This is a genomic window from Sphingobium sp. PNB (assembly GCF_019873065.1).
GTDB lineage: Bacteria > Pseudomonadota > Alphaproteobacteria > Sphingomonadales > Sphingomonadaceae > Sphingobium > Sphingobium fuliginis.
The window spans coordinates 1-12,744 of the sequence record NZ_JAINEZ010000027.1 but is presented as its reverse complement, the minus strand read 5'-3'; the positions used below and the strand labels follow the sequence as shown (position 1 = coordinate 12,744).

11 protein-coding genes are annotated in these 12,744 nt (G+C 65.2%); 4 read left to right on the top strand and 7 right to left on the bottom strand.

The features are described from left to right. Positions 1 to 174: 174 nt before the first annotated feature. Both ctrA and K7W03_RS11230 read right to left on the bottom strand, forming a co-directional pair. Complete coding sequence (gene ctrA, locus K7W03_RS11235; protein ID WP_025549663.1) at positions 175 to 882, bottom strand: response regulator transcription factor CtrA; 708 nt, start codon at positions 880 to 882, stop codon at positions 175 to 177. Between the two features lie 209 nt (positions 883 to 1,091). Beyond that, positions 1,092 to 1,985 carry a LysR family transcriptional regulator gene (locus tag K7W03_RS11230; RefSeq protein ID WP_044661877.1) on the bottom strand — a complete coding sequence of 298 codons (894 nt, stop codon included), beginning with the start codon at positions 1,983 to 1,985 and terminating at the stop codon, positions 1,092 to 1,094. 107 nt (positions 1,986 to 2,092) lie between these two features. Between K7W03_RS11230 and K7W03_RS11225 the strand changes: the two genes are divergently transcribed. Beyond that, the gene (locus tag K7W03_RS11225; RefSeq protein WP_222886349.1) at positions 2,093 to 2,812 is read left to right on the top strand and encodes a pirin family protein; all 720 of its coding nucleotides are present in this window, start codon (positions 2,093 to 2,095) and stop codon (positions 2,810 to 2,812) included. 124 nt (positions 2,813 to 2,936) lie between these two features. After that, a complete protein-coding gene (gene wrbA, locus K7W03_RS11220) occupies positions 2,937 to 3,536 on the top strand; it encodes an NAD(P)H:quinone oxidoreductase (RefSeq protein ID WP_061936259.1) in 600 nt (199 codons plus the stop codon). Positions 3,537 to 3,907: 371 nt separating this feature from the next. Here the strand turns inward: wrbA and K7W03_RS11215 are convergent, their stop codons facing one another. Further along, a complete protein-coding gene (locus K7W03_RS11215) occupies positions 3,908 to 5,155 on the bottom strand; it encodes a threonine ammonia-lyase (protein WP_044661875.1) in 1,248 nt (415 codons plus the stop codon). A 97-nt stretch (positions 5,156 to 5,252) separates the two neighbouring features. Here K7W03_RS11215 and K7W03_RS11210 point away from each other — a divergent pair, with 97 nt between their 5' ends. Continuing rightward, complete coding sequence (locus K7W03_RS11210) at positions 5,253 to 6,122, top strand: NAD(P)-dependent oxidoreductase (protein ID WP_222886348.1); 870 nt, start codon at positions 5,253 to 5,255, stop codon at positions 6,120 to 6,122. A 53-nt stretch (positions 6,123 to 6,175) separates the two neighbouring features. Beyond that, on the top strand, positions 6,176 to 7,903 hold the full coding sequence (locus K7W03_RS11205; RefSeq protein WP_222886362.1) for an amidohydrolase: 1,728 nt from the start codon (positions 6,176 to 6,178) through the stop codon (positions 7,901 to 7,903). A gap of 77 nt (positions 7,904 to 7,980) precedes the next feature. Here the strand turns inward: K7W03_RS11205 and K7W03_RS11200 are convergent, their stop codons facing one another. From K7W03_RS11200 to K7W03_RS11185, 4 genes are all read right to left on the bottom strand, one after another. Then, positions 7,981 to 9,720 (bottom strand): MFS transporter, encoded by a 1,740-nt coding sequence (locus K7W03_RS11200; protein WP_222886347.1) that lies wholly within the window; start codon positions 9,718 to 9,720, stop codon positions 7,981 to 7,983. Then, complete coding sequence (locus K7W03_RS11195) at positions 9,720 to 10,472, bottom strand: FkbM family methyltransferase (RefSeq protein WP_222886346.1); 753 nt, start codon at positions 10,470 to 10,472, stop codon at positions 9,720 to 9,722. The genes K7W03_RS11200 and K7W03_RS11195 overlap by 1 nt, the downstream gene beginning before the upstream one ends. Continuing rightward, positions 10,469 to 11,608: a glycosyltransferase family 4 protein gene (locus K7W03_RS11190; protein ID WP_222886345.1), complete on the bottom strand. Its 1,140-nt coding sequence runs from the start codon at positions 11,606 to 11,608 to the stop codon at positions 10,469 to 10,471. Before K7W03_RS11190 ends, K7W03_RS11195 begins: the two co-directional genes overlap by 4 nt. Then, positions 11,605 to 12,744 (bottom strand): hypothetical protein (locus K7W03_RS11185; RefSeq protein WP_226870067.1); only part of this gene is annotated, 1,140 nt, incomplete at its 5' end. The genes K7W03_RS11185 and K7W03_RS11190, both read right to left, overlap by 4 nt.

Genomic DNA, 12,744 nt, shown 5'->3' with positions numbered 1-12,744 from the left:
TTGCGTCGGCTCGACTGCTCTAAGTTTTTGTTTTGTCGCGTTTTCCGAGTCAGCAGATGATTCCATCTGCTTGGAAAACGCTTCAGGAGCCCGTCCCATAGAGGCGCAAAAAGGAAAAAGGCCGCCAATCCTGTCGGGATCGCCAGCCTTTTCTTCCTGTGGCAATGGCTCGGATCAGGCGACTTTGGTCGCGAATTCCTCTGCCTCGTCCGGATCGCGCAGCACATAGCCGCGGCCCCAGACGGTTTCGATGTAATTCTCCCCACCGCAGGCCAGCGCCAGCTTCTTGCGCAGCTTGCAGATGAAGACATCGATGATCTTGAGTTCGGGCTCGTCCATGCCGCCATAAAGGTGGTTCAGGAACATTTCCTTGGTCAGCGTCGTGCCCTTGCGGAGCGAAAGCAGCTCCAGCATCGCATATTCCTTGCCGGTCAGGTGGACGCGGTTGCCGTCCACCTCCACGGTCTTGGCGTCCAGGTTGACCGCCAGCTTTCCAGTGCGGATGACCGACTGCGAATGGCCCTTGGACCGGCGCACGACCGCATGGATGCGGGCGATCAGTTCCTCGCGGTGGAACGGCTTGGTCACATAATCGTCGGCGCCGAAGCCGAAGGAGCGGACCTTGCTGTCCATTTCCGCCACGCCGGACAGGATCAGCACCGGCGTCTGCACCTTCGCCGCGCGGAGCTTCTTGAGCACGTCATAGCCATGCATGTCCGGCAGGTTCAGGTCCAGGCAGATGATGTCGTAGTCGTAGAGCTTGCCGAGGTCGAGACCCTCTTCGCCAAGGTCGGTCGTATAGACGTTGAACCCCTCCGTCGTGAGCATCAGCTCGATCGCCTTCGCGGTCGTCGGTTCGTCTTCGATTAGCAGCACGCGCATGTGAAGCCCCTTTGCGTAGCAGTCCCGTTCACCCCCAGAGAACGACGGCCGCTCCAATTCATTAACCAAAAAACTTCTGAAGGACAAAGGTTAATTTTTCGCTAACCGGCAGGAATCCGCGAGTCGTGGGATTTTGAATCTGTTTTCAACATTTTGCAGCCGAAATGATTCAGATGGAGTCAAGATGGATTCACCTGTGGAACGAGTCCTCAACAGCCATGATGGCGGGTAAGGAAATCGAGCACGGCGTCCACCCGGGCCGGCCGCAGACGCGATGGCGGCGTGACCAGGTGGATGCCGAATGGCGGCGGCCGCCAGTCGACCAGAATCTCCTCCAGTTCGCCTGACGCAAGCGCGTCCCCGACAATGAAATCGGGCAGCCGGGCAATGCCGACGCCGGTGCGCAGCGCGGGCAGCATCGCCTCTCCGCTGTTGACCGTCAGCCGGGCGCGCACCTGCACCACGACATTCTGCTGGCCGGGGCCGGAAAAGCGCCAGACGTCGGGCGTCGGGGTATTGGAATAGCAGAGGCAATCATGGCTGCCGAGGTCGGACGGATGGGTGGGGCGCCCCCTTTCCGCCAGATAGGCGGGCGACGCCACGACATGCAGCTTGACGTCGGCCAGGCGCCGGGCGCGGAGCGAGCTGTCCGGCATGTCGGCAATGCGGATGGTCGCATCCAGGCCCATTTCCACCAGGTCGATGCGCGCATCGGACAGGTGGAGGTCGATGTCCACCTGCGGGTTCTGCTTCGTGAATTCGGCGACCAGCGGCGCGACGCGAAGCAGGCCGAAGGTCATCGGCGCCCCCAGCCGGACCGTGCCGGAAAGTTCGGCCGTTTCGTCCCTCGCCGCTTCCTCCGCCGCCTGCCCTTCCGACAGGATGCGCGCCGCATGCTCGGCCAGCCGCTTGCCGCTTTCGGTAAGGGCCAGGCGGCGGCTGGTGCGGCTGAACAGGCTGGTATCCAGATGCTGCTCCAGCCGCGTCACCGCCTTGGACACGGTGGCCTTGGAAACGCTCAGCGCCTTGGCCGCGTCGGTGAAGCTGCGATGCTCGACCACGGCGGCGAACATCGCCCATGCCTCGAAATCGGGAAGACGCATAAGGAAACAATCCGTTTCAATGCTGCTTATTCAAGAAACGATCCTGATCGCTAGATTGGCGGAAAGCAAGCCGGAACCTTCCGGCAACGCAATCGAAAGGCCTGAATATGAGCACGACAGTCGGGAGCCGCATCGAACGCCGCCCCTTCGCGTCCCTCGGTCATGCCGACCATGGCTGGCTGAATGCGCGGCACCATTTTTCCTTTGCGGACTATCATGATCCCGCCCGCATGAACTGGGGCGCGATCCGGGTCTGGAACGATGATGAAATCGGCCCCCGCTCCGGCTTTCCGCCGCATCCGCATGCGGACATGGAGATCATCACCTATGTCCGCAAGGGCGCGATCACCCATCAGGACAGCCTGGGGAACAGGGGCCGGACCGAGGCCGGCGACGTCCAGGTGATGAGCGCGGGCACCGGCATCCGCCATGCCGAATATAATCTGGAAGAAGAGACGACGACGCTCTTTCAGATCTGGGTCATGCCCCGCCGTCGCGGCGGCCAGCCGAGCTGGGGCGCCAAGCCCTTTCCGAAGGGCGACCGGTCCGGCAAGCTGGTGGTCCTGGCAAGCGGCCATGCCGAGGATGTGGAAGCGCTGCGCATCCGCGCCGACGCCCGTCTGCTGGGCGGCACCGTCAGGGCGGGCGAGAGCGTGACCTACGACAGTGCCGAAGGACGTCATCTCTATCTGGTTCCGGCGACCGGCCGGATCGAGATCGACGGCCAGATCTTCGAGGCGCGTGACGGCGCTGCGATCATCGGCGGCGCGCCCATCACCATCAAGGCGATCGAGGACGCCGAAATCGTCCTGGTGGACAGCGAATAAGGTCCGTCCCCTTCCCCGGACGGGCCGAAAGGCCGCCCGCGCTTCTCCCCCCTCCCTCTGCGCGGGCGGCCGATTTTTTCGAAACCTTTTTACGATCAACGCATTAGACGAAATGGAGATACTCATGGCAAAGGTTCTGGTTCTCTACTACTCCTCCTACGGCCACATCGAGACGATGGCGAAGGCCGTGGCGGAAGGCGCGGCGGCTGCCGGCGCGCAGGTCGACATCAAGCGCGTGCCGGAGACGGCGCCGCTGGAAGTGGCGCAAGCCGCTCATTTCAAGCTCGATCAGGAAGCGCCGGTCGCCACTGTCGCGGAGCTGGCGGATTATGACGCGATCATCATCGGCACCGGCACCCGTTTCGGCCGCATGTCGAGTCAGATGGCGGCCTTCCTCGACCAGGCAGGCGGCCTTTGGGCGCGCGGCGCGCTGAACGGCAAGGTAGGCGGCGCTTTCACCTCGACGGCCAGCCAGCATGGCGGGCAGGAGACCACCCTGTTCTCGATCATCACCAACCTGCTGCATTTCGGTCTGGTGATCGTCGGCCTGGACTATGGCTTTGCCGGACAGATGGGCGTCGACAAGGTCCGCGGCGGATCACCCTATGGCGCCACCACGCTGGCGGATAGCGACGGCAGCCGGCAGCCTGGCGAGGAAGAACTGGAGGGCGCACGCTATCAGGGCCGGCGCGTTGCGGAAACGGCACTGAAACTGCACGGATAACGCATCGCTGCGCCGTCTGTACGGTGCAGTCGTTGAGAGCCTTGGGTCGCAAGGCATCAACGCAAATGGGGGGCCGGCGCATGGGACTGCGCGCCGGCTCCCTTTATTTTCGGGTTTTGCGGGAAGTGGCCAGTGCAAGACCTTCCTTCTCCCTTGAGAAGGATAGGAAGGCTTGGCGACGAAGGAGTTCAGGCGGATCTGGACGAGGGGGAGCGGGCCTGCGGTCCGCGCGATCCCCTGGATCACAACCCCCTCACCCAGCTATGACTAAGGCAGCAGGCTGCCAAGTCTGCGCAGCCCTCTCCCTCAAGGGAGAGGGCTAAAGTGGGTATCCGCTTTCCACCCTTCTGCTCGCTCAGTCTTCAATAAGGCTAGGCGACCTCGATCGGCGCGACCTCATAGCCCACTGCCCGCAGGGCGGCGATCAGGCGTTCCAGATGGGCGCCGTCCCGCGTCTCGCATTCCACGTCGAGGCTGAGGCCCTTGGCAGGCAGATTGGTGAATATCCGCTGGTGCGACAGTTCGAGGATGTTGACCGCTTCTTGGTCGAAGATCCGCGCCACATGGAACAGCGCGCCCGGCCGATCCTGCAGGATGATGCGCAGCCGCGCCAGCCGGCCCGAGCGCGCCAGGTCGCGCAGCAGCACATTGGCCAGCAGCCGCGTATCGATATTGCCGCCGGTCAGGATCAGCCCGACGCTGCGCCCGGCGAACAGTTCCTTGTGCGTCAGCAGCGCCGCGAGGCCGGCGGCGCCCGCACCCTCCACCACCGTCTTCTCGATCTGGAGCAGCAGGCTCACCGCTTCCTCCAGATGGCGCTCGCTGACCAGCAGCACATCGTCCGCCAGCCGCTCGACGAAGCGGCGGGTGAGTTCGCCCGGTTCCCTGACGGCAATGCCCTCCGCCAGCGTATCGCCGTCACAGGGCAGGTTGGCGCCCTTGATATAGTCGTACATCGACGGATAAAGCTCCGCCTGCACGCCATAGACCTTGATGTCGGGCTTCATCGCCTTGGCCGCGGTCGCCACCCCCGAAAACAGGCCGCCGCCGCCGATGGGCACGATCAACGTGTCGATCTCCGGCGCGTCCTCCAGCATTTCCAGCGCGACCGTGCCCTGCCCCGCCATGATGTCGGGTTCGTCGAACGGATGGACGAAGGTCAGGCCCTGCTCGACCTCCAGCAGCCGCGCATGGGCATAGGCGTCGTCGAACTTCTCGCCGAACTGGACGACGGTGGCGCCATGCCCCTGTGTCTGCGTGACCTTCACCGTGGGCGTGGTGTTGGGCATGACGATGGTGACCGGCACGCCCAGCCGCTTGCCGTGATAGGCCAGGCCCTGCGCGTGATTGCCCGCGGACGCCCCGATCACGCCCTTCCGCTTCGCCTCCTCATCCAGCTGGAGCAGGCGATTGAGCGCGCCGCGTTCCTTATAGGCGGCGGTGAACTGGAGATTTTCGAACTTCAGATAGACTTTGCAGCCGAACATGGCCGACAGCGTCTGGCTGACCAGCGTCGGCGTATGCACGACGGAGCCGGAAATTCGCACCCGCGCCGCGAGGATGTCGTCGACGGAAATGGGCAGCGGCACGGCGCTCTCTATCTTGCTCAGCGTGTTCATGGCGCGCCACCTAGCTTAAAATTGCTTCGGAAGGAACTGGCACTGACCGAAAACTCTGCCTATGGCTTGCGGGCGCGCATCCAACTGATCGAGGCATATGGCTAAAATCGCGTTTATCGGCCTGGGCGTCATGGGCGGCCCGATTGCGGGGCATCTGGCGAAGGCGGGGCATGAGCTGACCGTCTACAACCGTTCCATCGGCAAGGCGAAGCGTTGGGCGGAGGCCTATGGCGGCGCCGTCGCGGTCAACCCGGCCAAGGCCGCGGAGGATGCGGAGATCGTCATCAGTTGCGTCGGCACCGACGACGATCTGAGCCAGATCACCCTGGGCCGCGACGGCGCCTTTCGCTCGATGAAGCCGGGCGGCCTGTTCATCGACCATACGACGGTGTCGGCGCGGATCGCGCGGCAATTGTTCGTGGAGGGCGAGAGCCGGGGGCTGCATTGCGTCGACGCGCCGGTGACTGGCGGTCAGGCCGGGGCGGAAAAGGGCAGCCTTGCAGTCATGTGCGGGGGCAGCGAGCCCGCGGTCGCAGCCGCCCGGATCGTGATGCAGGCCTATGCGCCGCGCATCGTCCATGTCGGGAAGGCAGGCGCGGGGCAGACCGCCAAGATGGTGAACCAGATCTGCATCGCGGGCGTTGTGCAGGGCCTGGCCGAAGCGCTGCGTTTCGCGCAGGCGGCTGAACTGGACCTCGACACATTGTTCGAGGCGATTTCCGGCGGCGCGGCGCAAAGCTGGCAGATGGACAAGCATTGGAAGACGATGGCGGCGGACAGTTTCGATTTCGGCTTTGCGGTGGATTGGATGCGCAAGGATCTGGGGCTGGCGCTGGAGGAAGCGCGGGCCAATGGCGCCACCCTGCCGGTGACGGCGCTGATCGATCAATTCTATGCCGACGTGCAGGCCATGGGGGGCCACCGGCAGGACACCAGCGCGCTCGTTCGGCGGATCACGCGGGCATGAACAAGGCCGGCATGACCAGCAGCGCCGTCCGCCCCGGGCTTGACCCAAGGACAATGCGCCGCGGCGGCAAGCGCCGCGCGAACGGATGCAGGATTGCCGTCGCCCTTGCCCTGACGCTGCCCGTCCCTGCGCTGGCTTCGGGCATCATCGACAATGTGAACGGCATCGCGCTGGATGCCAATGGCCGCGTGGTGCGTTTCCGGGCGCTCACCATCGACGATGAGGGCAAGGTGGATAAGCTGTTGCCCGACCGCTATCGGGAGCCGGAGCAGCCGCGCCCCCGGAAGCGGAAGAAGAACGAGCCGGAGCAGGCACAGCCCAGCCGCCCCGACTTCAAGCTGGACGCGGGCGGCAAGACGCTGATCCCCGGGCTGATCGACGCCCATGGGCATGTGATGGGCTATGGCCTGTCGCTGATCACGCTGGACCTTTCGGAAACCAAATCGCTGGCGGAGGCGCAGGCGAAGATCAGGGCCTATGCCGCCGCCAATACGGGCCGGAAATGGATCATCGGCAAGGGCTGGAATCAGGAGCTTTGGGGCCTGGGCCGTTTTCCGACGGCGGCTGAGCTGGATGCTGCGGTCAGCGACGTTCCGGTCTGGCTGGAACGGGTCGACGGCCATGCGGGCTGGGCCAATTCGCTGGCGATCAAGGCGGCGGCCGTCACCGCGGCGACCAAGGCGCCACCCGGCGGCCGGATCGAAATGGCGGCGGGAAAGCCTGCGGGCGTGTTCGTCGACAAGGCGATGGATTTGATCACGCGCGTCGTGCCCCCGCCGGCGCCCAAGGATCGCGACATCGCGCTGGAGAAGGCGCAGCAGGCGCTGCTGCGGCAAGGCATTACCGGCATTGCCGACATGGGCACCAGCATCGACGACTGGCAGGCCTTTCGCCGTTCGGCGGACCGCGGCGCGCTGCGGGTGCGGATCATGTCCTATGCCTATGGCCTTGAGAATATGGTGCTGATCGCCGGGCCTGAGCCGACGCCCTGGCTCTATGACGATCATCTGCGCATGGGCGGGGTCAAGCTGATCCTGGATGGCGCGCTTGGATCGCGGGGGGCCTGGCTGAAGGCGGACTATGCCGACGCGCCGGGACAGCGCGGCCTGGCGATGATCCCGTCCACCCAGCTTCGCAACATCATGAGCCGGGCGGCGATGGACAATTTCCAGATCGCGGTCCACGCCATCGGCGACGCGGCGAACAGCGAAGTGCTGGATGCGGTGCAGGAACTCAGCGAAACCTACAAGGGCGACCGGCGCTGGCGCATCGAGCATGCGCAGATCGTCGATCCGGCGGAACTGCCGCGCTTCGGGCAATATGGCATCGTCGCGTCGATGCAACCGGTGCATCAGACCTCCGACTGGCGCATGGCCACGGCGCGGCTGGGCGAGGCGCGGCTGAAGGGCGCCTATGCGTGGAAGGCGATGCTGGACAATCGCGTGCCGCTGGCCTTCGGGTCGGATGTGCCGGTGGAAAGCCCCAATCCCTTCCCCGGCATCGCCGCCGCCATGACACGGGAAGATGCATCGGGGCAGCCGGCGGGCGGATGGATACCGGAACAGCGGGTAAGCTTCGAGGCGGCGCTGGACGGTTTCACCAGGACGGCAGCCTATGCGGGCTTCGCGGAAAAGCGCTTCGGCAGTCTGGTGCCGGGGCAGCGGGCGGATTTCCTGCTGATCGACCGGGATATTTCCACGTCAAGTCCGGTCGAGCTTCGCGGGACGCAAGTGCTGGAGACGTGGATCGGCGGCAAGCGGGTCTATGTGAAGGGGCAGTAGCGGCGGCCAACATGGCGTCATCCCGTTCAATGCCGGCCGTTCAATACTCGCCGCTCAATGCTGGGACGACGACAGGATCAAAGCACAGCCCCCGCCGCGTTGAACGCTTCTTCCTCCGTCTCCGGCAGCGGCGGCTGGACCGGCTTGTCGCAGCCCTCTTCCTTCATATGCGCCCGCAGCGCGTCCTTGCGCCCCAGATTCCATCGCGCCAGCGGTACGCCAAGGGGCCGGAACTCCGCGCGGTCGAACAGCTCCACCACATAATTCCTGCAGAGATTGTCCACCTGCTCGAGCGTCAGCATGCCGAGGTTCATCACCATCGGCTTGCCCGGCACGCCGTTGCGTCCCCGCACCAGGTCCGTCACGTAAAGCCCGCCGCGCGGGTCGACCAGCACGACATCGGCCCTGGAAGCGTCGATCATCCTGTGGCTTGCGGCATAGGGCGCAACGAAGCCGTGCGTCCGCCACACGAGAAAGGCGCTGCTGAGCAATGTTATGGCCGCGCCCAGGAACATGGGGCGCATGGCGCCGGTCCGGAAACGCGCCCAGCCAAGGCCCGCCAGCAGGCAGAAAGGCCCGATGAAGCCATGGGCGTAGCGATAGCCCCAGCCATAGCCCTGCGCCAGGGCGAGGGCGCATCCGGCGAAGCAGCCCAGCGCCAGCGGCAGCGCGATCTCCTGCCCCCGGATCGCCTTGCGCCAGCGCATCGCGAAGACGCCCAGCGTCGCCAGCGGCACCATCAATATATTGTTCCAGGCGGCAAAGCGGCTGAGATTCACCAGCGGCTGCCAGCGGTCGCCCAACCGCTCGAACAGGCTGCCCACCTTGTCCGCCACGCCTGCGGAAGGACGCACGTCGGTCGGCTGCCCCAGCACATGCGTCAGGAAGGCGGGCCATAGCTTCGCCCAGACTATGACGATGGCAGCCAGCACGAGGATGTGGAAGATCGCGACCTTCCACCGTTTCCCAAGCAGCATCCAGAGAATGAAGGGCGCGATGAAGATCGGCGGGAAATGCCATTGGTGCAGCCCCGCCGCCGCCAGCGCGACCACCCCGGCGCTCAGATGCCCGATCAGCCCGCCGCGCAGCACCAGCGCCAGCCAGATCATGTTGAGCGCGAAATGCCCGGTCATGGCGTAGGGCGTCATCGCCGTGACCCAGAGCTGTGCCGAAGACAGGCCCAGCAGCATCGTCACCCAGACCGCGTCGGGCCTGTCGGGGAAAAGGTGCAGCGCCACCCGCCACAGCGCGAACAGCCCCGCCATCAGCAGCACCGGCCCGGCCAGATTCGGGTCGCCCAATTGCCAGAACAGCGCCTGGATCGCGCTGTTCACCGGCAGATAGGCCGCGGTCCAATAATCCGCCGCGCCGAAGGGGGAGAAAAATTCGGGCATGATCGCCCGGCGATAGGCCTCCCACTCCATCGGGATCGGGCGGGCCAGGAAACCCTCCCGCATATAGGCGGCGGCGAAGCGGGCGACCTCCTCGTCGCGGGAGATGGAATAGTCCTGGAACAGCCAGTAATGGCCCGCCCAGGCGATCAGGCCGAACAGCAGCACCAGCGGCACCATTATGCGCGCGCGCGGCGCAGGCAGGCGCCAGCCCAGACCCTCCGCAAAGGGGGCGGCCAGCGTCAGCAGCAGCAATGCGCCCAGAAGCGCCGGAAAATCCTGATCGAGGAACAGGATGACCGCCAGGCTGATGCCCTGCCTGTAGGTCACATGCCAGAGGAAGGTCGCGCCCAGCCAGAGCGTCAGCCCGATCGCGCCCGCAAGGAGCAGACGGGTGGCACTGATGGGGCGCAACCGATTGAACATCAGCCTTCCTGCGGCAGCAGCGCCCGATTGACGAAAATGCCGTCCATCTCGACCAGCAGGGGGAAATGCCCCTTATTGTTGGCGAAGAAGGCGGAGGGGACGAAGCCATGCTCCGCCAGCCAGTCGATCATCGCGCGATAGCCGGTCCCGCCTTCATAGATCGGCCGGACCCCGAGTTCGGTCTGCACCCCCGCCATGTCGTGGAGCGCATCGCCTGCGCCTTCGCAGACGGACAGGTCATGCCCCTGCGTATCCATCTTGAGAAAGGGTCGGGTGAAGCCATGGGCGCGCTTCAGTTCGGGCAGCAGGCTTTCCAACCGGCGGCATTGCATGTCGACCGAGCGCGTCACCCTGTTGCGTTCGGCGAAGATCGCGTCCTGTTCCCCGGACGGCGTCTTCAGCGAACTGAACTGGTCGGCCGCCATGATGTTGAAGCTCGCCATGCCGTCGAAATCCGACAGGGCCATGTTGAACACATGCCATTTACGGTCGGACGAGGCATTCCGTTCCAGTTCGGAGAAGATGTCCGGATTGGGTTCGAAGGACAATATCGTGCCGTCGAAGCCCGCATCCTTGCGCAGCATCGTCGCATATTGGCCCCGGTTGGCGCCGACATCGAACACGCAATCGACCGCAAAGGCGCTCAGGAAACGGCGCAGCGCCTGGATTTCCGGATATTGATGCACCCGTCCCGCCAGCGCCAGCCGCACCGCCAGCGCCCGGTCGCGCAGTTCCCGGACATGGCGGCTCATTTCCCGGTCACGCTGCGGTAGATGGCGATGGTGGCCAGCGCCATGTCCTTCCAATTGCCCATTGAATCTCCATAGGTGCGCGCGCGCGCTCCCAAAGCCTGCCTGATGGCCGCGCTTTTTACGAGGGGCAAGAGGGCTTGCGCAAGCGCGGGCGCATTTCCCGCCGGGGTCCTGACGGCGACTTCCTCCGGCAGGCCGGCGAACATGCCTGCGTCCGACGTGACCATCGCCTTGCCATGGTGCAGGGCCGACAGGAAAGCGCCGCTGCTGTCGATATGCCGATAGGGGAAGACCAATATGTCCGCCTTCGCCATATGGGCGTCGAGCCGTTGTTCGGTCAGGAAAGCGAGATCGGCGATCAGCCGCTCGCCAAAGCCGGCGGCATGGACGCTGTCGAGCAGCGGGGCGATGTCCATGAACGGCTTGCCCGCCAGCACCAGTTCGAAACGATGCCCGGCGCGCCAGAGCGACAGGCACGCCTGCAGCAGCAGGTCGACGCCCTTATAGGGGCGGATCGTGCCGAAGAAGAGCAGGCGCGGCAGGACAGCGTCGGGCACCTGCGCCAGATCCTCCGTCCCGGCCGTCGCAAGTCGCATCGGCGGATGCGGCGTCACATGGATGCGTTTCGGATCGATGCCCTGCCGCTCCAGCGCGGTCCGCGTCGTCCCGCCATGGACGATCAGCGCGTCGAACATGTCGAGCAGGCCGCGATAGCCCCTGCCCTGCACCCCGGCGTCGGCATGATAGGCATCGGCATTGTGCACGGTATGGACCAGCGCGGTCCTGCCCTTCAACCGCCGCAACATGATCCGGTCGGCGGGCGCAAGCGGCAGCCATTGCATGTGCGCCACATCGGCCCTGGCCAGTGGGGCAAGGTCGCCCAGCGCGCAGCTGAGCCCATATTCCGCGGCCTTGAGCAGGCGGAAGGCCCGACCTTCGCCGATGCGCTGGCGCAGGGTCTCGCTCCGGCGGAAGAAGCGCGGCTCATAGCGATAGCCCTGCGGCACGATGGCATCCGTCTCCCGCATCGGTCGACCGAGCAGGGTGACGTCCACGCCCTCTGCCGCCATAGCCGCGCAAAGGCTGTCGTCATAGCGGCCGGTGAAGAGCGACGGATCGCACATCGCGACCTTCATGCGCGCTTCCCCATCAACTGGCGCAGGGAAAGGCCGTGGATGAATGCGGCGGCGAACAGGGTCAGCGTGTAGAGGATCAGGAACAGCAGGTCGAACCGCTCCGGCGCGAATATCCGGGCCAGCGGCACGCTGAGCAGCGAACCGGCGAGGAAGGGCAAGGACCGGCCGAGCAGCAGCGTGAACCGTCCCAGCGCGCCCTGCACATAGACGGACACGCAGATCAGGGCGAGCGCCAGCAGCGCCCCGCCGATCAGCAGCAGGTCGATCCGGTCGATCGCCGCGCGGCCGTCGAACAGCTTTGCGAACAGCCATTCGCCCAGCAGCAGCAAGGCCGCCGAAGCGGCGAGCGCGAAGAAAAGCGCCGCGCCAAGCGCCCGCACCATCAACTGACGCAGCCTTACGCCGTCGCCTGCATGAAAAGCGCGGGTGATCCGGGGCAAGGCCGCCTCCACGGTCGCCCTGACGAGCATGGAAAGCGAGCGGGACATCTTGAAGAAAAAGTCGAAGATCAACATCGGCCGCGCATCATGGGTCGCGGCGGCGATGGTGAAATAAGGCGCGTTATAGGCGAGGATTTCGGAAATGGTGAAGGCAGCCGATGCGCCGATGTCCCGCAGATAATGGCGCCTGACATGGCCGCCACCGACCCTGAAGGACAGCCAGTGCCGCGCCTCCATGCCGAGGCGCCGATGCACCAGGGCGATGGCATAGCCGATCACCGCCGCACTCACGCAAAGTTGCAGGGCGACGGAGACGCGCGGGTCCAGTCCTTGCAGGATGAACAGCAGCAGCGCGATGGTCATTACCCGGCGCAGGCAATCCAGCGCTTCCCAGAGGAAATTGCCGTCCACCGCCGCAAGCGCCCTTTTGGCGAGCAGCGCCGGCAGGTTGAGACAGGCGGAGAGGAAGAAGAGCAGGAACAGCAGCGGCATGCCCGTGCGCAATCCGCCCGCCGCCAGTGAAACCGACAGGATCGCCAGGCCGCCGACGATCAGCAGGCCAAGGAACAGGAACAGGACGCCCATTTCCTCCAGCCGGAATCCGCCCGCCCCGTCCTGGCCCGGTCTTGAATTCCCCGGCCCCAAATTCGCCGGCCCCAGATTCCCCGACCCCACATTCCCCAACCAATGCCGCCG